The 20128-nt window shown below is 61.7% G+C and carries 16 protein-coding genes; 2 read left to right on the top strand and 14 right to left on the bottom strand.

Features of this window, described 5'->3' with window-relative positions:
• Positions 1 to 67: 67 nt before the first annotated feature.
• The 10 genes from motD to flhA all read right to left on the bottom strand — a co-directional run bounded on the left by motD (position 68) and on the right by flhA (position 11903).
• Positions 68 to 904 (bottom strand): flagellar motor protein MotD, encoded by an 837-nt coding sequence (gene motD, locus BM116_RS13155; protein WP_083727000.1) that lies wholly within the window; start codon positions 902 to 904, stop codon positions 68 to 70.
• Positions 905 to 919: 15 nt separating this feature from the next.
• Positions 920 to 1660: a flagellar motor protein gene (locus BM116_RS13150; RefSeq protein ID WP_083726998.1), complete on the bottom strand. Its 741-nt coding sequence runs from the start codon at positions 1658 to 1660 to the stop codon at positions 920 to 922.
• Entirely contained in the window at positions 1660 to 2775 is a 1116-nt protein-coding gene (locus tag BM116_RS13145; protein WP_083726996.1) for a protein-glutamate methylesterase/protein-glutamine glutaminase, read from the bottom strand. Before BM116_RS13145 ends, BM116_RS13150 begins: the two co-directional genes overlap by 1 nt.
• 108 nt (positions 2776 to 2883) lie before the next feature.
• Positions 2884 to 5157, bottom strand: a complete 2274-nt coding sequence (locus BM116_RS13140) for a chemotaxis protein CheA (protein ID WP_083726994.1) — start codon at positions 5155 to 5157, stop codon at positions 2884 to 2886.
• 163 nt (positions 5158 to 5320) lie between these two features.
• A complete protein-coding gene (locus BM116_RS13135; RefSeq protein ID WP_235846758.1) occupies positions 5321 to 6106 on the bottom strand; it encodes a protein phosphatase CheZ in 786 nt (261 codons plus the stop codon).
• A gap of 27 nt (positions 6107 to 6133) precedes the next feature.
• Positions 6134 to 6511 carry a chemotaxis response regulator CheY gene (locus BM116_RS13130; protein WP_174704239.1) on the bottom strand — a complete coding sequence of 126 codons (378 nt, stop codon included), beginning with the start codon at positions 6509 to 6511 and terminating at the stop codon, positions 6134 to 6136.
• Positions 6512 to 6730: 219 nt separating this feature from the next.
• Positions 6731 to 7468, bottom strand: coding sequence for an RNA polymerase sigma factor FliA (locus BM116_RS13125; protein ID WP_090475202.1), 738 nt, complete (start codon positions 7466 to 7468; stop codon positions 6731 to 6733).
• Positions 7465 to 8292, bottom strand: coding sequence for a flagellar synthesis regulator FleN (gene fleN, locus BM116_RS13120; protein WP_083726986.1), 828 nt, complete (start codon positions 8290 to 8292; stop codon positions 7465 to 7467). The genes BM116_RS13125 and fleN overlap by 4 nt, the downstream gene beginning before the upstream one ends.
• A 50-nt stretch (positions 8293 to 8342) precedes the next feature.
• A complete protein-coding gene (gene flhF / locus BM116_RS13115) occupies positions 8343 to 9716 on the bottom strand; it encodes a flagellar biosynthesis GTPase FlhF (RefSeq protein WP_083726984.1) in 1374 nt (457 codons plus the stop codon).
• Positions 9717 to 9776: 60 nt separating this feature from the next.
• Positions 9777 to 11903 (bottom strand): flagellar biosynthesis protein FlhA, encoded by a 2127-nt coding sequence (gene flhA / locus BM116_RS13110; RefSeq protein ID WP_083726982.1) that lies wholly within the window; start codon positions 11901 to 11903, stop codon positions 9777 to 9779.
• Positions 11904 to 12184: 281 nt separating this feature from the next.
• Here flhA and BM116_RS13105 point away from each other — a divergent pair, with 281 nt between their 5' ends.
• Together BM116_RS13105 and BM116_RS13100 are read left to right on the top strand one after the other, a co-directional pair.
• Positions 12185 to 13387 carry a tetratricopeptide repeat protein gene (locus BM116_RS13105; RefSeq protein ID WP_139056969.1) on the top strand — a complete coding sequence of 401 codons (1203 nt, stop codon included), beginning with the start codon at positions 12185 to 12187 and terminating at the stop codon, positions 13385 to 13387.
• A 17-nt stretch (positions 13388 to 13404) separates the two neighbouring features.
• Complete coding sequence (locus BM116_RS13100; RefSeq protein WP_083726978.1) at positions 13405 to 15726, top strand: EAL domain-containing protein; 2322 nt, start codon at positions 13405 to 13407, stop codon at positions 15724 to 15726.
• Here the strand turns inward: BM116_RS13100 and BM116_RS13095 are convergent.
• The 4 genes from BM116_RS13095 to BM116_RS13080 are packed head-to-tail and all read right to left on the bottom strand — an operon-like array spanning position 15723 to position 20009.
• Positions 15723 to 16163, bottom strand: a complete 441-nt coding sequence (locus BM116_RS13095) for a group I truncated hemoglobin (protein ID WP_083726976.1) — start codon at positions 16161 to 16163, stop codon at positions 15723 to 15725. The genes BM116_RS13100 and BM116_RS13095 overlap by 4 nt on opposite strands.
• 7 nt (positions 16164 to 16170) lie before the next feature.
• Positions 16171 to 17007: a DUF3034 family protein gene (locus BM116_RS13090; RefSeq protein WP_235846763.1), complete on the bottom strand. Its 837-nt coding sequence runs from the start codon at positions 17005 to 17007 to the stop codon at positions 16171 to 16173.
• 34 nt (positions 17008 to 17041) lie between these two features.
• Positions 17042 to 19324 carry a putative bifunctional diguanylate cyclase/phosphodiesterase gene (locus BM116_RS13085; protein ID WP_175494044.1) on the bottom strand — a complete coding sequence of 761 codons (2283 nt, stop codon included), beginning with the start codon at positions 19322 to 19324 and terminating at the stop codon, positions 17042 to 17044.
• 10 nt (positions 19325 to 19334) lie between these two features.
• Positions 19335 to 20009: a methylamine utilization protein gene (locus BM116_RS13080; protein ID WP_083726970.1), complete on the bottom strand. Its 675-nt coding sequence runs from the start codon at positions 20007 to 20009 to the stop codon at positions 19335 to 19337.
• Between the last annotated feature and the right edge of the window lie 119 nt (positions 20010 to 20128).

The following is a 20128-nucleotide window of genomic DNA, read 5'->3' as shown; positions in this document are numbered from 1 at the left end:
GCCATGGAACGGACACCCTTACACCGTGGAAATACGACAACATTTTGACAGACTAATCCATTTCAGACTACTGGGATGGGTTCGATGCAGAACCCGTGCCAGAAGCCTCCGAGGGCAAACGCGCCTCGCGCATCTCATCCACGCCCTCGGTCGGCGCAGCAAAGGGCTCATGCCGGCGGTCCAGATAGCGAGATACCAGCAACACCACCCGCCGATTGGCGCGGCGCCCGGCAGCCGTGTTGTTATCGGCAACCGGTCTAAATTCACCATAGCCTACCGCAGCCAGTCGGTCGGGGTTGACGCCGCCATTGCTGAGCATGCGCACCACCGTCGCAGCCCGTGCGGCGGACAACTCCCAGTTGGTCGGATAGCGCCCGGAGCGCATCGGCAGATTGTCGGTAAAGCCCTCGACATGTACCGGGTTGTCATAGGGCTTGAGGATGGCGGCAATCCGCTCCACCAGGTCAAAGGCGGCATCCAGCGGCAGCGCATCGCCGCTGGGGAACAGCAGCCCCGAACTCAGCTCGATCTCGACCCACAGCTCGTTGCCCCGCACCTCCAGCTCGCCAGCCTGAATCAGCTCACCGAAGGCCGATTGCATTGCTGTGGTAATGTCTGCCAGCGCATCGCTGCCAGAATCGGGCGTGCCGGCGCCGCTGGCATCGTTGTTCTCCCGGGTCAGGCCACGCGGCAGCTGGTCACCAATCTGGATAGGGTCCACCGAGCGCTGCGGCTGGTTGAACGCACCCTCAAGGGTGTCCGACAGCACCTTGTACTTGCCCTCGTTGACCGAGGAGATGGAATACATGACGACGAAAAAGGCGAACAGCAACGTGATGAAATCGGCGTAGGACACCAGCCAGCGCTCGTGATTCTCGTGCTCTTCATGACGTTGTCGGCGCATAGGGCAACCCCTGACTCAGTCGAGGAAGCCTTCAAGCTTCATTTCGATGGACCGCGGGTTTTCACCTTCAGCAATGGACAGCAGCCCCTCCAGCATCATCTCGCGATACTTGGACCCCTGCATGACCACCGCCTTGAGTTTGGCGGCGACCGGCAGGAGGAACAGGTTGGCCAGCGCCACACCGTAAATGGTCGCGACAAAGGCCACCGCTATGCCGGCGCCCAGACGCGAAGGGTCGGCCAGGTTGCCCAAGACATGAATCAGACCCATGACCGCGCCAATGATGCCGATGGTGGGCGAGTAGCCACCCATGCTCTCGTAGACCTTGGCCGCCATCAGGTCAGCGTGTTCGCGGTTGACCAGCTCCACTTCAAGAATGCTGCGCAGCGCCTCCGGCTCACTGCCGTCGACCAGCAACTGCAGGCCCTTGCGAGCAAAGGGGTCGGCCTCCAGATCGGCCAGCGATTCCAGCCCAAGCAGGCCTTCCTTGCGGGCAATGGTGCTCCAGTTGATAACCTGGGAGATACCTTCGCGCAGACGATTGGAAGGCGGAAAGACAATCCAGCGCAGGATCACCAGAGCGCGTTTGAACACGGTCAGCGGCGTCTGGATAAAAGCCGCGCCCAGGGTACCGCCGATGACAATCAGCGCCGCCGGGCCATTCAGCAAGGCACTGGCATGCCCACCTTCCAGATAATTGCCGCCGATAATGGCGACAAAAGCCAGAATGACGCCAATGATGCTGAGGATATCCATCAGCCGATCTCTGCCAGGTAGCGCCCGATGTCATCCAGCGGGTAGATGCCATCGGCCAGATTGGCCTTGGCGACCGCCATCGGCATGCCGTAGATCACGCAGCTGGCTTCATCCTGCGCCCAGATGGCACTGCCGGCCTGCTTGAGCAGACGCGCGCCTTCGCGGCCGTCAGCGCCCATACCGGTCAATACAATGGCCAACACCTTGTCCTGGAATGCCTTGGCGGCAGAGCCGAAGGTCACGTCAACACAGGGCTTGTAATTCAACCGCTCATCGCCCGGCAAGATGCGCACTACACCGCGCGAGTCGACCATCATCTGCTTGCCGCCCGGCGCCAGCAGTGCGCGCCCCGGCCGTAAGGTATCGCCGTCTTCGGCTTCCTTCACGGAGATGCGACAGAGTTTATCGAGCCGCTCGGCAAACGCCTTGGTAAAGGCAGCAGGCATGTGCTGTACGAGCAGCAGCGGCGCCGGGAAATTGGCCGGCAGCTGCGTCAACACCTTCTGCAGCGCCACCGGACCGCCGGTGGAGGTGCCAATAGCGACCAGTTTGTAGCTGCGCTTACGCGGCGCCGGGCTGGTTTTGGCCGGCGTGGTCGGCGCAGCAGCCGGGCGCGGCGGCGGTGCGGCGGGCGTCGGGCTGATGCTGCGAGCCGGCGTACTCAGGGTGCTCGCCGGCTGCGCGTGGTGCGTGTTGCTCAAACCCAGCGAGCGGCGGTTGGTACGTGCCAAGCCCTGCACTCGCTCGCACAGCAGCTGGCGCACCTTATCCGGGTTACGCGAGATGTCTTCGAAATTTTTTGGGAGATAGTCGGCCGCGCCAGCATCCAGCGCATCCAGACTGACGCGAGCGCCCTCGTAGGTCAGCGAGGAAAACATGATGACCGGGGTCGGACAGCGCTGCATGATCTGCCGCACCGCTTCGATGCCGTCCATGACCGGCATCTCGTAATCCATGGTGATTACGTCCGGATGCAACGCAAGGGTCTGCTCAATCGCCTCGCGGCCATTGTTGGCGGTACCAACCACCTGGATTTGCGGGTCGCCCGCCAGAATCTCCGTCACCCTGCGGCGAAAGAAACCCGAATCGTCGACCACCAGAACCTTGACCGCCATACCCTCTCCCGAACTGCATCCTGCATCTAAAATGAGTCGTGCCGCACCACAGGCAAAATGCCGGGCGCTTGCCGTGCCGGAGCCCCTTGCAGGCTCCGGCTCAGGCTATCACATGCGCCGTGCGTAGCGCTTGAGCAGACTGGGAATATCCAGGATCAGAGCAATCCGCCCGTCACCGGTAATCGTTGCGCCCGCCATGCCGGCCGTGCCTTGCAGCATGCGACCCAGCGGTTTGATCACGACCTCTTCCTGGCCAACCAGCTGGTCAACCACAAAGCCGACCCGCTGCGTGCCGACCGATACGATCACCACACTGGCGGCGGAATGGTCACTGGTGTCCTCAACGCCCGGCATCAGCCAACGCTTGAGGTAGAACAGCGGCAGTGCCTTGTCGCGCACGATGATGACTTCCTGACCGTCGACCACGTTGGTGCGCGACAGATCCAGGCTGTAGATCTCGTTCACGCTGACCAGCGGCAGCGCGAACGCCTGGTCGGACAGCATGACCATCAGCGTCGGCATGATAGCCAGCGTCAGCGGCACCTTGATCGCGATACGCGACCCCTGCCCCTTGGTTGACTCGATATTGATGGTGCCGTTGAGCTGGGAGATCTTGGTCTTGACCACATCCATGCCGACACCACGGCCGGACACGTCGGAAATTTCGGTCTTGGTCGAGAATCCGGGCGCCAGAATCAGGTTGAAGCATTCGGTATCGCTCAGGCGATCAGCCGCATCCTTCTCCATCATGCCCTTCTCAACTGCCTTGGCACGCAGGATTTCCGGGTCCATACCCTTGCCATCATCAACGATGGTGAGCAGGATGTGATCGCCTTCCTGCTGCGCCGACAGCACTACCTTACCGGTGCGTGACTTGCCGGCTGCTTCACGCTCATCCGGCATTTCGATACCGTGGTCGACCGAGTTGCGCACCAGGTGGACCAGCGGATCGGCCAGCGCCTCAACCAGGTTCTTGTCCAGATCGGTCTCTTCACCGATCAGCTCAAGATTGATTTCTTTCTTCAGGTTGCGCGCCAGGTCTCGCACCACGCGGGGGAATCGACCAAAGACTTTCTTGATCGGCTGCATGCGGGTCTTCATGACCGACATCTGCAGGTCGGCTGTCACCACATCCAGATTGGCAACGGCCTTGCCCAGTTCCTCGTCACCGCTGGAAACACCCAGGCGCACCAGGCGGTTGCGCACCAGTACCAGCTCCCCAACCATGTTCATGATTTCATCCAGCCGCGCAGTGTCTACCCGCACGGTGGTTTCGACAGCTGCCGGGGCTTCGGCCGCGCTGGCCGGCTTGCTCGCCGCTGGCGCAGCAGGCGCCTTGGCCGCAGGGGCCGCCGCCGGTTTGGCTGCGGGCTTGGGCGCTTCGGCCTTGGGTGCTTCAGCCTTGGCGGCCGGGGCCGCGGGCTTGGGCGACGTTACCGCACCAGCCGACTCGGCAGCAGCGCCGGGCGCGCTGCCCTTGCCATGCAGCTGATCCAGCAGCGCCTCAAATTCATCGTCAGTAATGTTGTCCGAGCCCGCTGCGGCTGACGAGTCGCCTGCGCCCGCCTCACCGGCGCCTTGCTGGCCCGGCGCAGAGCCTTTGCCGTGCAGCTCATCAAGCAAGGCTTCAAATTCGTCATCGCTGATGTCGTCACTGGCCGAAGCGTCTTTTGCAGCGCTGGCGGCGGGCGCAGCCGGTGCCGCGGCGGCCGGTGCATTGCCGCTGCCGTGCAACTGATCAAGCAGCGCTTCAAATTCGTCGTCGGTAATCTCGTCAGAGTCTGCCGCAGCGGCGGCGGGCTTCTCGGGTATGGCCGGCTGCGCGCTGGGGCTGCCGCCGTCGCCGTGCAAGGCGTCGAGCAGTTGCTCAAACTCGTCGTCGGTAATGTCGCCGTCGTCAGTGCCGCCCGCTGCGGGCACAGTCACGGGTTCTACGGGGGGAGAAGGCTCGGGGTCGGGTTCAGGTTGCGGAGCGGCGGCCTCTTCGGCGGAAGCCGGTTGCGCCAGTTGGGCCAGGGCTTCAAGCAGCGCAGGGTCGGCCGGGGTTGGCTCCTGCTGCTCGCGCACCTGATCAAACATGCTATTGACGGTATCCAGCGCCTGCAGCACGACATCCATCAGCTCGGAGGTAACAGTACGCTCGCCCTTGCGCAGGATGTCGAACACGTTCTCAGCGATGTGACAGCAGGCTACCAGAGCATCAAGCTGCAGGAAGCCGGCACCGCCCTTGACGGTGTGGAAGCCGCGGAAGATGGCATTGAGCAGGTCCATGTCGTCGGGCCGGTTTTCCAACTCGACCAACTGCTCGGACAATTGCTCCAGAATCTCTCCGGCCTCTACCAGAAAGTCCTGGAGAATTTCTTCATCCGCTTCGAAACTCATGCACCCACTCCCCTCGGGCGTGTTATCGGTAAACGGCTTGGCGCCATCCAGGCTTGCCGGCTGCGCGCGCCGTTGTTATTGAGCGCTGCGATCCGGCAGATGCCTGATTTGCCAGCTGTCAGTCGGGCCACGCCGGAGCAAGACACGGCGACTTCGGCAGGAGTCAGAAGCCCAGACTGGACAGGAGGTCATCAACTTCGTCCTGACCGGAAACAACGTCTTCTCTTTTATCGGCATGAATCTGCGGACCTTCACCCCTGGAGGAGGTTTTTTTTGTCTCGCTGACTTCAGCGTGATTGATACCCGTAATGCGATCCACCTGTCCGGCCATACGCACCAGACTGACGAGGCTCTCCTCGACGTCGTGCACCAGTGTCGTCACGCGCTTGATTACCTGGCCTGTCAGGTCCTGGTAGTCCTGGGCGATCAGAATATCGTTGAGGTGCGCTGACACCTCGGAGCTGGTGGTTTCGGTGCGATCCAGAAACTCACCCACGCGGCGATACAGATCACGAAACTCGTCAGCCGCCATTTCGCGCCGTTGCAGGCGCTGCCAGTCTTCCTTGAGTGCGCTGGCCTGCTGGCCCAGCTCGGACACCTTGGGCGCGCTGGCCTCGACCAGATCCATGGTGCGGTTGGCCGCCTTGTCGGTCAGCTGGACAACATAATCCAGGCGATCGGAGGCATCGGAAATCTTGGAGGTTTCAGCATCTCCACCCAGTGCGTGGGAGGTGTCTATCTGGAAGTTGACAATCGCGTTATGCAGGGCGCGGGTCAGTTGACCGACCTCGTGGTACAAACCACGATCACGCGCCTGATTAATGGCGTGAATCACCAGCAACGCCTCGGCGAAGTCGCCACTTTCAAGGTGACCAACCAGCTGGTGCGCATTGTCCTTGAGAGAATGTTCGAATTCCTGGGCAGTCGCCTGACCGGGATCCTTGCTCAAAGCCATAACCTGTACCCCGGCTGATTGTTATTTAGGCTGCACCCGCTCGAAAATCTTCTCGATCTTTTCTTTCAGCGCCTGCGCAGTGAAGGGTTTGACGACGTAGCCATTCACACCGGCCTGGGCGGCCTCGATGATCTGGTCACGTTTGGCCTCGGCGGTCACCATGAGTACCGGCAGGTGTTTCAGCCGGTCGTCGGCACGCACCGCACGCAGCAGGTCGATACCGCTCATGCCCGGCATGTTCCAGTCGGTCACCAGAAAGTCGAAGTTGCCGCTTTGCAGCATCGGCAGCGCCGTGTTGCCGTCGTCGGCCTCGGCGGTGTTGGTAAACCCGAGGTCGCGCAACAGATTCTTGATGATGCGCCTCATCGTCGAAAAATCATCAACGATGAGAATTTTCATATTCTTGTCCAAGTCGACCTCCGTACAAACCAGGATAAGTGCAGGCCTGCACTCCCAAAACCCATTGCCAATGGCCACACAAGCCGTAGAAGAAGCTCTGAGCAGGCCACTGGCGTCAATGACCTGTTCAGATGCGCCCTGCTCAACGCCGGTTACCGCGCCCTGACGGCCATCTGCCAGCCAGGCAATCCGAGCATTGTCCGGATGTTGGCGACAAAATCAATCATTTCGCCAGTTTGTCAGCTTGGCCCGTAGCCGAGCAGCGCACTGACTGTGCAGCTGGCTGACCCGCGACTCACTGACGCCCAGTACCGCGCCGATCTCCTTGAGGTTCAATTCCTCATCATAATAAAGCGACAGCAATAGCCGTTCGCGCTCCGGCAGACCATCAATCGCCTCCACCAGCGCCGCACGAAAACGCTCGTCCTGCAGGCCGCTCAAGGGCTCCTCGCCCCCTTGCACATCAGCCGGCGCCCCGGCCTCCAGCAAATCGTCAAAGCTGAACAGTTTGCTGCCGGCGGTATCGCTGAGGATGGCGTAGTACTCCTCGAGACTCATATCCAGTTCGACCGCAACCTCATGATCTTTAGCATCACGCCCCAAGCGCGCCTCTACCGCCCGCAACGCATCACTGACCATACGCGTATTGCGGTGCACCGACCGCGGGGCCCAGTCGCCCTTGCGCACCTCATCCAGCATGGCGCCACGAATGCGGATGCCTGCGTAGGTTTCAAAGCTGGCACCTTTGCCAAAATCGAATTTGCGAGAGGCTTCGAGCAAGCCGATCATGCCGGCTTGCATAAGATCTTCGACCTGGACGCTGGAAGGCAGACGTCCAAGCAGGTGGTAGGCGATACGTTTGACCAGCGGGGCATACTGCTCGACCAGGCGATCCTGCTGCTCGGCCGAGCCCTGTGCGCGTGTATACATGTTCAATCTGCCGGCCCGTGCTGTCATAGATCGGTTCCTGTCGGCTGCACCAGGCGCTCGACAAAGAACTCCAGGTGACCGCGGGGGTTGGCTGGCAACGGCCAGGCATCCACCTTCTGGGCAATGGCCCGAATCGCCAGCGACGCCTTACTGCGCGGAAACGCCTCAAACACCGCGCGCTGCTTCTGTACCGACTTGCGTACAGACTCATCAAAGGGAACTGCGCCGACATACTGCAGAGCCACATCCAGAAAACGGTCGGTTACCTTGGTGAGTTTAGCAAACACCATGCGTCCTTCCTGCGGCGTGCCCACCATATTGGCCAATACGCGGAAACGCGTCATGCCGTGATCGCGGTTGAGCAATTTGATCAGCGCGTAGGCATCGGTAATGGAGGTCGGCTCATCGCAGACAACGATCAGCGCTTCCTGCGCGGCGCGAACAAAGCTGACCACCGAATCGCCGATACCGGCAGCGGTATCCACAACCAGCACATCGATATTGTCGCCAATCTCGCTGAACGCCTGAATCAGGCCGGCGTGCTGTTGCGGGCTGAGGCTGACCATGCTGGCCGCACCGGAGGCGGCAGGCACGATGCGAATGCCGCCGGGGCCGGTGACCATGACATCGCGCAGGTCGCACTTGCCGTCGAGCACATCCGCCAGCGTCGCCTTGGGCTTGAGGCCGAGCAGAACGTCGACGTTGGCCAGGCCAAGGTCAGCGTCCAGCAGCACGACGCGCCGCCCCATGTCGGCCAACGCCAGACTGAGGTTGACCGACACGTTGGTCTTGCCGATGCCGCCTTTGCCGCCGGTGACTGCGATAACCTGAACCGGGTGATTGCTGCCCATCTGCGCTTGGTACCTTGTCTGTTTAACTTAACTTAGCCTGTTAACTTAACTTAGCCTGCCCGCTGGCCGTGCATCATACCGGCAAACACGTCTGCCATGGCCTGATCTGCCGGCGCTTCGTTACCTGCCATGCTGACCGCGCGACTGACCAGCTGGTGGCCCACGGCCTTGCTCAGATCGTCCGGAATCCGCTGGCCATCTGCCAGATAGGCTACCGGCAAACCCTGCTCCATAGCCAGCCCCAGTGACTCTCCCAGCGTAGCCGCTTCATCAACCTTGGTCAGGATACAACCGGACAGACCGCAGGACTTGTAGTTGTGATACGCCGCTTTCATCACCCGGTGCTGACTGGTCGCTGCCAGTACCAGCAGGTTGCGCACCTGACGGCCCTGCTGGGCCAGTGCGTCCAGCTGACCACGCAGGTACGGGTCATTGGCCTGCAGGCCGGCGGTGTCGATCAGCACCAGGCGCTTGCCGGCAAAGTCAGCCAGCACATCACCGAGGTTCTGCTTGTCGTCCACCACCTTGACCGGCACGTTGAGAATACGCCCCAGGGTGCGCAATTGCTCGTGGGCGCCAATACGGTAGGTATCCATGGTCACCAGCGCAACGTGCTGACTACCGTGCTTGAGCACATAACGGGCGGCCAGCTTGCCCAGCGTGGTGGTTTTGCCGGCACCGGTGGGGCCAACCAGGGCGATTACGCCGCCGGCATCAATGGGTTCTTCGCGCAGCACCGGGACGCGTTGCGCCAGATGCGCCAGCAACATACGCCAAGCCTGGCGCGCATCAGTCACGTCAGAAACCTGACGCAGCAAGCCCTGGCAGACATCCGCCGGCAGGCCCATCTGCGTCAGACGACGCCAGAGGCCAGCCTGCTTGGGTTTTTGCTGATTCAGCTGCCCCCAGGCCAGACCACCCAGCTGGGACTCCAGCATCTCGCGCAGCCCGGCCAGCTCGGCGCGCATGGCGCTGAGCCCTGCGCTGTCGGCTTCAGCAGCCGGCGCCGGGGCAGCAGCTTGAGGACGACGCGGCGCTGCCTGCGCGGCGGGAGCCGGTTCGGTCGGCTCCTGAATCAGCCGGTCCAGCAGTTCGCGAGCTTCGGCAGAGCCCTGGCGTGCGGCGTGACGGGTGCTGTCACCAAACAGCTGGCGGTTGACCAGCGGCTGGTCGTGGGAAGCCATCTGGCCGTCTTCCAGCTCGGCGCGGGCAGCGACAATGCGCTCCTGGGTCTTTTTCAGTTCCTGATCCAGGCCCGGCGTCGGCGCGCTCAGGCGCGGCGCTTCGTAATCCAGGGCTGCTGTCAGTTCGACGCCGCCAGCCACCCGGCGGTTGGCAATGATGGACGCATCGGCGCCCAGCTCATCGCGGACCAGCTTCATCGCCTGGCGCATATCGGCGGCAAAGAAACGTTTGACTTTCATGGCTGACCTCGTCGCTTAACGGTCATCTGCCCTGGCAGATGTCTCAATCATTCGGTGCTGCTAGTTCTGGCCAACCGTCGCAATGATGGTGACCTGCTTGCTGTCCGGTATTTCCTGGTAGGACAGTACGTGGGCTCCGGGCGCCGCATAGCGGACAAACTTGGCCATCATCATGCGAATCGGCCCGGCCACCAGCAGAATCGCCGGCTTGCCCTGCACCTCCTGCCGTTGTACCGCGTCGGCCAGCGAGCGTTGCAGCTTCTCGGCCATGCCCGGCTCCAACAACATTCCGTCGTCAGCGCCTTGCCCGGCCTTCTGCAGACTCTGTAGCAACATCTGTTCCAACCTTGGCTCCAAGGTGATCACAGGCAGCTCGGAGTCAAGCCCCACAATGCTTTGCACGATTGAGCGCGACAGCGCGACCCGCACCGCGCCGATCAGCGCGCCAGTATCTTGACTCTTGCCCGAGTTGTTGGCGATGGCCTCGGCGATGGTACGAATGTCCCGCACCGGCACCTGCTCCTGCAGCAGACCCTGCAGCACCTTGAGTAGGTTGGAGACCGAAATCAGGCCCGGCACCAGCTCCTCGGCCAGCTTGGGCGAGGCCTTGGCCAGCACCTGCATCAACTGCTGCACCTCCTCATGGCCAATAAGCTCATGCGCGTGCTTGTGCAGAATCTGGTTGATGTGGGTCGCTACCACGGTACTGGCGTCTACCACGGTGTAACCCAGCGACTGGGCCTGATCCTTCTGCGATGCCTCGATCCAGACCGCGTCCAGGCCAAAGGCCGGGTCCTTGCCGGCAATACCCTTGATATCGCCAAACACCTGACCGGGGTTGATCGCCAGTTCGCGGTCCGGGTAGATCTCGGCCTCGGCCACGCTGACACCCATCAGCGTCAGGCGATAGGCGTTGGGCGCCAGATCCAGGTTGTCGCGGATATGTACCGACGGCATCAGAAAGCCGAGGTCCTGCGACAGTTTTTTGCGCACGCCCTTGATACGCGCCAGTAGCTGCCCACCCTGATTACGGTCCACCAGCGGGATCAGGCGGTAGCCTACCTCCAGCCCGACCATATCCACCGGGGTAACGTCGTCCCAGCCCAGCTCGCGGGTTTCCGGCGCCTGCACGGCCGGTACTTGCGCCCGCTTGCGCTCGGCCTCGACTTCTTCTTCGGCCTTTTCCTTCTGGCGCTTGGCGATAAACCAGGCGCCCCCGGCAGCGATAGCACCCAGGCTCAGGAACGAAAAGTGCGGCATGCCGGGGATCAGGCCCATGACGATCAGAATCGCCGCTGCAACTGCCAGCGCCTTGGGCGAGGCGAACATCTGCCGCTGAACCTGCGCGCCCATGTCCTCGGAAGTGGAAACACGGGTCACCATGATGGCCGCCGCAGTCGACAGCAGCAGCGACGGAATCTGCGCCACCAAGCCGTCACCAATAGTCAGCAGCACATAGATGCGGCCCGCCTCGGCAAACGGCAGACCGTGCTGCGCCATACCAATGGCCAGGCCGCCAAGTACGTTGATAAACAGAATCAGCAGGCCGGCAATAGCGTCGCCGCGGACAAATTTGCTGGCACCGTCCATGGAGCCGTAGAACTCGGCTTCCTGCGCCACTTCCCGGCGACGGGTCTTGGCCTGCTCCTGATCGATCAGGCCCGAGTTCAAATCAGCATCAATAGCCATCTGCTTGCCGGGCATGGCATCCAGGGTGAAGCGCGCGCTGACCTCGGAAATGCGCCCCGCGCCCTTGGTGACCACCACAAAGTTGATGATCATCAGGATGGCGAACACCACCAGACCGACAACGTAGTTACCGCCGATCACCACCTCACCAAAGGCCTGAATCACCTTACCGGCCGCGTCACCACCCTCGTGACCGTACAGCAGCACCACGCGGGTGGAGGCCACGTTCAGCGCCAGACGCAGCAACGTGGAGATCAGCAGAATGGTCGGGAATACCGCAAAGTCCAGCGGCCGCAGTGCGTAGGCACAGACCAGCAGCACCACCAGCGACAGCGCGATGTTGAAGGTAAAGAACACGTCCAGCAAAAATGGCGGAATCGGCAGCATCATCATGCCGAGCATCACCAGCAGCAGCACGGGAATCCCCAGGCTGCCGTGACGCAGCCCGGCCAGATTGGTCCGCATGTTGCCCATCAGTTGTGCGCGATCAACAGCCATTGGCAGAAGTGTCCCCGAATCAAATATTTGACGCTATTCACATACTTGCCTGGGACTACGCAAAAAGCGTTCCAGCTCTTCTGTACCCTGTGCTCTCTCGATGGAACCCCATCGACAAAACGACTGCCTATTTGCCATCATGCATGGGCTGCGCGGGCTTTCTGATAGACTGACCAACGCTGCAACGGCAACGGACGGCCACAAGCGGAATACGCCTTTCCCTAAGCCTTTGCCTGCAGCGCCGTCTCGGCAAAGGCCGCTCGCCACCTCACCAGAGAGAGATGATGCGGATCCACACTACCGTGCTGTTGGTGCTCGCCGTAGCTCTTGGCGGCTGTCAGACGCTGTCCGACCAGAACAGCGTTTTCGGTCGCTCGAGTGACGCCATCAAAACCCAGGCCCAGAAATTGGCAGACCTCGCGGCCAGCATAACCGGCGACCCGCAAGCTGAAGCACGGCACGCCGAGGTTGAAACGCTGTTCGACCAGGCCTACATCGACCCGCTGACCCGCTACCTGAACGAGCATACCGACGACCCGGCCTACCGCGACTACGTGCCGGTGGTGCGCGCAGAACGGGACAGCCGCTGCCGTGCTATCGCCTATCGCTACAACAGCCAGCCGGCCACCCGCGACGCACTGCAGCGCCTGAAAGCGGGCTACGCGTTCTCCTGTCCTGACGTCGTCGATGAGTTCGCCAAGCGCGTACCGGCAACGGGCAGTTCTGACCCGCAAACAGCCGCTGCAGGAGCGCCTGCCGCAGGGTCGTCTGCCAGCAGCAATGGACAAGCAGGCCGTTCGGCCCAGGCGCAGGAGTGCTATCTGCTGTTCGCGATCAGAAACTATCAGCAGGCCGAGCCGCTGTGCCGCACCGCAGCCCATGCAGGTGACGCCAAAGCCCGGCACCACCTGGCCGCCATCAACAACAGCAACGGCAATCAGACCGAGGCATTGCGCTGGGCGCGCCTGTCGGCGGATCAGGGCCAGGCCAATGGGCAACTGCTGCTTGCCGAGCTGCTCAAACCCCAAGCCCCCGAGCAAGCCTTTGGCTGGCTGCAGAAGGCCGCCGCGCAAGAACTGCCCGAGGCCCACTACCAACTGGCGCAGGCCTATAAACAAGGCCTGGGCACCGCTGCCGATCCGGCCCGCGCCGAAACCCAGCTGCGTCTGGCTGCAGCAGCTGGCCACCTGCCCGCCATGCTGGCCCTTGGCATCGACAAGAACGGCACAGCCGCCGGACGATACTGGCTGGAACAGGCCGCCGAGCGCGGCTCGGCCGAGGCGCAGTACCGGCTGGGGCTGGATTACCTGCGCGGCACAGGCGGCCCGGAGGATGCGCAAAGCGCTTACGTCTGGCTGAGCCTGTCACTGGTCAATGGCGAACAGCGCGGCAAGCGCTATCTTGAACAACTCTCGGGGCAGTTGGACAGCGCGCAGCTGGCCGCCGCTCGTAACCAGATACAAAACCGCCTGAATAGCCGCTGAACACCGGAGCCAAGGGAATGCTGCCAGTCAAACGCGCGATCATGATCCTGCTCAGCCTGATGGTCGGGCTGGTGCTGGTGGTCAGTTGGCTGATGGCAAGCGCCAACCTGGAGTTCGCCGAAAAAGCCATGGCGCAGCTGCGCCAACGCCAGATTGCCGACACCTTCTACGCCAACCTGGACCGCATCAACGCCCATCACCGCCTGATGGCGCAAAGCACCGCAGGCCTGGCCCGCGCCGGCAGCCTGATGCCGCGCCCGGGCGAGGAGCTGGACGACAGCCTGCGCCGGGCCCTGCGCGACTTCCCCGACACCCACGGCAGCACCCTCTGGTACGCCAACGCCGCCCTGCCCGCCCGCTATGCCTACCGGCAGGAACAGCGCCTTGCCGTAACCGACGTGCCGAGTGCAGAACAAGCGCAGCTGCGCGAGTGGTTCCAGCGCCTGCGCGCCGCCAACGCCGCCGCCGACAGCGACCCGAGCCAGAACTGGACCGCGGCCTACTACAAAGACAGCATCAGCAGTGTCGTAATCAGCCACGCTACCCTGATCACCAACAACGCAGGCACGCCGATCGGTCTGGCCGTCACCGACTGGCTGGCCGACGACATCATTCGCACCATCAGCCGGGTAGAAGTCACGCCCGGTACCTTCTCGTTTCTGCTGGACCACGCCAACCGCAACCTCTCCAGCCTGTCTGCCGCAACCGATCAGGCCCAGGCCCAGCCGCTGATCAACGCCGTAATTGACCTCCAGCTGGGCAACCAGCTGGAGCCGCAAACGCTGCCACAGATAGTCAATGCGCGTCAGCTCACGGCGCCGCTGCAGCAACTGCAGCAAACCCTGGCCGGCGACGATTACCGACTCTTCTTTGCCCGCAGCCAGGCCGGGATGATCTTTGGCATCGGCGTGCCGCAGGCCGAGATAGACGCGGTATTGGCCCCCATGCGCGAGAGCAACCTGCGCATTCAGCTGATTGCCGGCGTCATCATGCTGCTGATATCGGGTCTGGTGCTGTATCTGGTGGCCGGCACCCTGCGCCAGCTGCAGAACCTGTACACCGACAGCCTGACCGGCCTGCCCAACCGCGAGCGTCTGCTGGCCGACCTGAAGAAAAGCCACACCGCCAGCCTGATCCTGCTAAATATCGACTCCTTCAAGGAAATTAACGATTTTTACGGCCACAGCTGCGGTGACCACGTGATCATCAGCCTGGCCCACGCACTACAAGAAAAGCTGGACACTAACCCCGACTGGCGGGGCGCCCGGCTGTACCGCATGCCCGCCGACGAGCTCGCCATCTGGTTGCCCGGGCACCATAACGCCGAGCAGTTGACGCCGGCGCTGGAGGACCTGCTGGCGTTTATCGGCGAGCTGCAGGTGCGCTGGGAGGATCAGCCCCTGACACTCAACGCCAGCCTGGGCGTGGCCTGCAGCCAGCAGGGCAACGCCGCCGACCTGAGCGGCGAGCAATTGCTGCACGGCGCCAACATCGCCCTGGAGCTGGCCCGCCTGAATCTGGAGAGCTTTGTCTTCTACGATGCCAGCCAACGTGTGCGTGAGGGCTACGAGCAAAACCTGATCGGCGCCAACCGCCTGCGCGCCGCTTTGGATAGCGGACGCATCGTCGCCTTCTACCAACCCATCCTTAATCTGGCCACCGGCCAGATCGACAAGTACGAGTGCCTGGTGCGCATGCTCGATGAGCAGGGCGAACCCGTCAGCCCGGTTCATTTTCTGGATCTGGCCAAAAAGATTCGCCTCTACCGCACCCTCACCCGCCGCATGGTTGATCTGGCGCTGGAGCGCTTTGAAGGGCAGCCGTGGAGCTTTTCGCTCAACCTCTCCTGCGAAGACCTGCTGGACCCGGAGCTGAGCGACCACATCCTCGACTCCATCGCCTCACGCGGCATGGGCAAGCAGGTCATCTTTGAGATTCTGGAATCAGAAGGGATCGAGAACTACAGCGCGGTACGGCAGTTCATTGACCGCGCCAAGGCGCAGGGCTGCCGTATTGCCATTGATGACTTTGGCACCGGTTACTCCAACTTTGAGCACCTGCTGCGCCTGGATGTAGACCTGATCAAGATCGACGGCAGCCTGATCCGCCAGCTCGACAGCAACCCCACCGCACTGACCCTGTGCCGCGGCATTGTGCAATTTGCGCAGGAGCTGAGCATGCAGACCGTGGCCGAGTTCGTACACAACCCGGCGGTGTTGAATCAGGTGCGTGCCCTGGGCATCCAGCATGCCCAGGGCGCCGCCATCGGCATGCCTTCGGCCAGCCTGATCACCGAGATCCGGGTGCTTGACGCCGACAAGCCGAGTGCCAGCAGCTAGCGGTAAATGATATCTGCGCGCATCGGCGCCAGACGCTGCAGCAGGCGATTCTGAACTGTCACCGGCAACTGCTCGGCCTCCATTGCCGCAATCAGGTCTTCAACCAGCGCATTGAAATCCGCTTCGGTTAGCTCAAATCCGGCATGCACGTCGGCCATGCTGTCGCCGGAATACACGCAAGGGCCTCCCGCCTCGACACAGAACTGCTCCTGCAGTTTTTCCTGCAATCGCACTATGTCGGTGTCAGCGAAGTGATGAACAATACGCTCGTCATCCGCGATCTGGTAAAGCAGTCCTTCCACCACGCGATTGATGCCAGCCTGGCCTCCCATCGCCTGGTACAGGCTATCGTTCTCCGGCGCCGGGCTGATAGCACACCCGACGAGGCCGAACAGAACAAGCGCAACACCGGCCGTCGCACGTAATTGTCTACGCATGGGAACCTCAATAACTCAGCTGCATGGAAAGGAAGATGCCTCGCTGACCCTCCAGCGTGGCAATCTCGCCCAACTCAGCCCAGGCAGCAGCCAGAGCCAGACGCTTACTCGGGAAATAGCCGACAAACACATCCTGCCAATCGCTTTCGCCAGCAAAGGATAGATTGTCTGGCTTCTCCCGATACTCAACCCCCACCACCCAGCGAGGGTTGAGCAGCAGCGCCACACTCCCCTCCTTGAGCAGTGTCCGACTGTCGCGCCGGTCGCCACCAAAACCCAACAGCCCGGTCTCATTGGCCCGCGAATAGCGCAGTGTGCCATTCACTAGCAGGTTATAGCCGCCCACTGCGCCAAGGAACAGGCGGGAGCCGGCAAGATAATAATCAGTATCCGAATCCCGCCGGGCACCAACCAGCGACGGGATCAGGAAGTTAGTCTGACGTTTGTACTGCGCACCCACCGCGACCTGCGGCAAGCGGTCGTACACCAGGTCCCCGAACAACCGCAGCTTCACGCCTAAGATATCCTGATTGAGACTCTTATGCGGCAGGCCGGCCGCCTTGGTCAGCGCATCCATATCCAGTCGCTGCCGAGCCACCGAAAGCTCCACCCGGTTATTGAATGCCAGCGACGCACCGAAGGCGTCGAGCCGATAGTCTCCCGTGTCGACGCGAGTGGCAAAAGCATCACCGCCCCACTCACCCCGAGCACCGTAGCCGGACAGCACCGCCCACGGCACAATGCCGCCGCCGGCTGAGCCTTCGATGTTGGTCACCCCTCCGGTCGCCAGCAGGCGGCCACCGGTATCAGCGCAGACCGTTCCCGCCAGGCACAGCAAGCCCATTCCACACAACACAGTTTTTTTCATGGCAGCCCATCTAAACGAACGTTCCGCGCGTCTCATCCATCCAGCGCTCCAGGTCAGCGGCAGACAGCGGACGGCTTATGAAGTACCCCTGTACCACATCACAGTGACGCGCCTTGAGCCAGGCTAGCGAGCCGGCATTTTCAATTCCCTCGGCGATGACCCTAAGCCCCATGTTATGGGCAAGCTCGATGGTCGATTTCACAATAACCGCATCATCGCTGTTTTCGGCCAGCTGCAGGACAAAAGACTTGTCGATTTTCAAATCCTGCACCGGCAAGCTCTTGAGCGTCGCTAGCGACGAATAGCCGGTTCCGTAATCATCCACCGATAGGCTAATGCCCAAATCGCGTAATACCAGCAGACTGTCAATGCTGGCCTGCGGGTCGCGCATGACTGCACTTTCGGTCACTTCCAAAGCGAGATAATCCGGACTGATCTGCTGGGCACGCAGCATCCGCTCGACGCGCCGCGGGAACTCGGGATCATCCAGGTCGCGCGCGGATAGGTTCATGGCGACTTGCAGGTGAATGCCGCGGTCAATCCAGTCACGGAGCTGCGACAGCACTGCCACGATCATCCACTCGGTGAGCATAGTGATACTGCCGGTCTGCTCGGCAAGCGGAATAAACTCGTCAGGCCGGATCATGCCAAGCTGACTGTGCTGCCAGCGCATCAGTGCCTCAACCTGCCGCACCTCGCCGGAGGCCAGATCAAGCTTGGGTTGGAATACCGCGCTCAGCTCATGGTGTTGTGCAGCGTAGCGCAGATCCCGTGCCAACCGAATACGCCGCTGATAGGCCTGATCACTCTGCGCCTGATAAACGGCGATACGTTCTGCCCCGGGTGCGGCATCGTTCAGCGCAATACTTGCCTGGCGGAGCAGCTCCTGCGGGTCACGTCCGTGCTGCGGCCAGGCCACCAGCCCAGCCAGCCACTGCGAGCTGAGCTTGATGTCCTGAACCTGCATTTTCTGTGCGAGTCGAGCCAGTGCGCCGTCCATGATGACCACGGCCTCTTCCAGCTCGCGCTCCTTAAGCAGCAACAAGAAGCCGCTGCCCGGTTGCCAGGCCAACAGCACATTGGCAGGCAGAAAGCCTTCAAGGCTGGCTACCGACTGCCGTATCAACGTATCCATGAAGTCTTGCCCACGTGCCTTCAGCAGCAGGTCAGCAGTCAGCAGGTTGCACTGCGCCAGCACCCCGCCCTGCCCACCGGCGATCGCACTTCTGAGCTGCTCCCGGACAACCCCGACGTTCGGCAACCCGGTCAGCGGATCGTGTAAAGCGTTATGCACAATCAGCTCTTCACGCTCGGCGATGCCCACCCGCATGGCATCAATCCGCTCAGCCAGCAACCCCAGCTCATCATTGCGATCAAGCTGGACCTGACCGGTGTAGTCACCTCGACCGATGCGAGTCGCCGCTTCGGCCAACTGCGCAACCGGCCGGGCAAGGCTGCCCGACAGGTGCACTGCCAGCAGCGAAGACGCGAGCAACGCTACCAGAGTAATGATCAAGAGCTCCCGCTTGAGCAGGTCGAAGCTCGCCAAGGTCTCACTCAATGGGCTGGCCAATTGTGCCTCAACCCGATACTCGGATTGTTCAAGCAGCGTGAAGACGGTGGTCAGGTACCCTTCGGTTTCCACCATGTCCCCGTCGTCAGCAGCGCGCATTTCAGGCGCCGAGTCAGTCAGCGTTGAGAAGCTGGTCATGACGTTACCGGCGTGGCTGCTGACAAACCGGATTTCCAACCCGGTAAGCTTCTGCAGTTCGAGCGCGAGTTCTTCATCCAGACTGAAGGCCATCGCAACCTGACCGAGCACCACCGGCGCCTTAACCACCGCCTCGACCAGCAGATAGGGCTGATCGTCAATAATCGCAATCATGGCCTGGTCAGACAGTCGCTGCAGCGCCTGCACATCGCCTGGGACGGAATCGCCATTCCTGACCGAGAAGATACGCATCCCCCCCTGGGCGTCAAACAACATCGCCTGGTCAGCACCAATACGTATGACCTGGTTGAGCAACGCTGAACGAATCGTCGGCTGATCGCCGGTGGCCACCGCTTGGCGAAAACCAAAATCGGCGACCAATATCTCGGTAGCAGCCACCAACTCATGCGCACGCGCCTCAAGCAGATTGCTGAATACATTGCTGCCTACCTGCAACTGCTTCTGTGCCTGCCGGTTGGCGGACAGGTCCGTTGCGGTATAAACCACCACAAACACCGCGCCGAGGACCAGCGCAAGCAGACCTACTGACGTCAGAATCAGCCGCGTCCTCAGGTATCCCAAGCGCATAGGGCTACTGCGCCGACTTGAAGCGCTGTTGCAGCGGCGACAGGGGTTGCGCGGGCTCTTCCGGCACAGGCGTGAGCGGCAAACTCACAACCAACCCGTCCTGTCCCAGGTCCAGCTCACCCAGCGAGGCCGGCGCCTGCTGGAAGCGGCTGGGATGCCACCAGGAGACCGGCCAGGTGCCTGCAGGCAAGTCCGGCAGGGAAACGCGGCCCGACGCATCGCTTACTGCAAAACGGGGACTGCCGGTAACCAGAATGTAGCCGACCATCGCATCGTGAATATTGCAGCCCAATACGACTGCGCCCGCCTGGTCAAAGGTCACCGGAGGCGCATCCATACCATTGAACAGACGCAACTCAAATGACTTTGCTTCGGAGAAGGAGTAGACGTGATGACGCACATCATCGCTGTTGGGAAAATCCACCCGCGCTCCGACCGGCACAACCAGTACATGCGGCCTAAACTGACGATCAACCTGATCCATCACATAGCTGTCGTTCGGTGCGGGCGGCACCCCGTCAATCAACAGCACAGCATTGGCCAGCGGTGCGCCTGTCTCATCGGTCAGCCGGATTTGCGCCGCAAGGCTCGATTCCAGCAACAACGCCTGAGCCAGCAACAGCAGACCAAAACGCAGCCAGAAACGGCTTATGCGTCCTACATCTCTAACCTTGCGCACGATACTCCCCCCCTAACGAAACGAAGCCCGATCGACGCGTCTCCGCCTACTGCCGTTACGGCCCGCCCTTCACGACGATTAGCGTGCTGCGGTGTCGCCCGATACCAAAGGAGGCTAGC

The sequence above is a fragment of the Halopseudomonas pachastrellae genome, from assembly GCF_900114765.1.
Lineage (GTDB): Bacteria > Pseudomonadota > Gammaproteobacteria > Pseudomonadales > Pseudomonadaceae > Halopseudomonas > Halopseudomonas pachastrellae.
Note: the sequence above shows the minus strand (reverse complement) of the source record. Positions and strands in the feature narration are given on the sequence as shown.

What these genes read in the sequence shown, in the direction of transcription:
- motD (WP_083727000.1), bottom strand. Translation starts at nt 904, where the DNA reads ATGCGCCGACAACGTCATGAAGAGCACGAGAATCACGAGCGCTGGCTG.
- BM116_RS13150 (WP_083726998.1), bottom strand. Translation starts at nt 1,660, where the DNA reads ATGGATATCCTCAGCATCATTGGCGTCATTCTGGCTTTTGTCGCCATT.
- BM116_RS13145 (WP_083726996.1), bottom strand. Translation starts at nt 2,775, where the DNA reads ATGGCGGTCAAGGTTCTGGTGGTCGACGATTCGGGTTTCTTTCGCCGC.
- BM116_RS13140 (WP_083726994.1), bottom strand. Translation starts at nt 5,157, where the DNA reads ATGAGTTTCGAAGCGGATGAAGAAATTCTCCAGGACTTTCTGGTAGAG.
- BM116_RS13130 (WP_174704239.1), bottom strand. Translation starts at nt 6,511, where the DNA reads ATGAAAATTCTCATCGTTGATGATTTTTCGACGATGAGGCGCATCATC.
- BM116_RS13125 (WP_090475202.1), bottom strand. Translation starts at nt 7,468, where the DNA reads ATGACAGCACGGGCCGGCAGATTGAACATGTATACACGCGCACAGGGC.
- fleN (WP_083726986.1), bottom strand. Translation starts at nt 8,292, where the DNA reads ATGGGCAGCAATCACCCGGTTCAGGTTATCGCAGTCACCGGCGGCAAA.
- flhF (WP_083726984.1), bottom strand. Translation starts at nt 9,716, where the DNA reads ATGAAAGTCAAACGTTTCTTTGCCGCCGATATGCGCCAGGCGATGAAG.
- flhA (WP_083726982.1), bottom strand. Translation starts at nt 11,903, where the DNA reads ATGGCTGTTGATCGCGCACAACTGATGGGCAACATGCGGACCAATCTG.
- BM116_RS13105 (WP_139056969.1), top strand. Translation starts at nt 12,185, where the DNA reads ATGATGCGGATCCACACTACCGTGCTGTTGGTGCTCGCCGTAGCTCTT.
- BM116_RS13100 (WP_083726978.1), top strand. Translation starts at nt 13,405, where the DNA reads ATGCTGCCAGTCAAACGCGCGATCATGATCCTGCTCAGCCTGATGGTC.
- BM116_RS13095 (WP_083726976.1), bottom strand. Translation starts at nt 16,163, where the DNA reads ATGCGTAGACAATTACGTGCGACGGCCGGTGTTGCGCTTGTTCTGTTC.
- BM116_RS13090 (WP_235846763.1), bottom strand. Translation starts at nt 17,007, where the DNA reads ATGGGCTTGCTGTGCCTGGCGGGAACGGTCTGCGCTGATACCGGTGGC.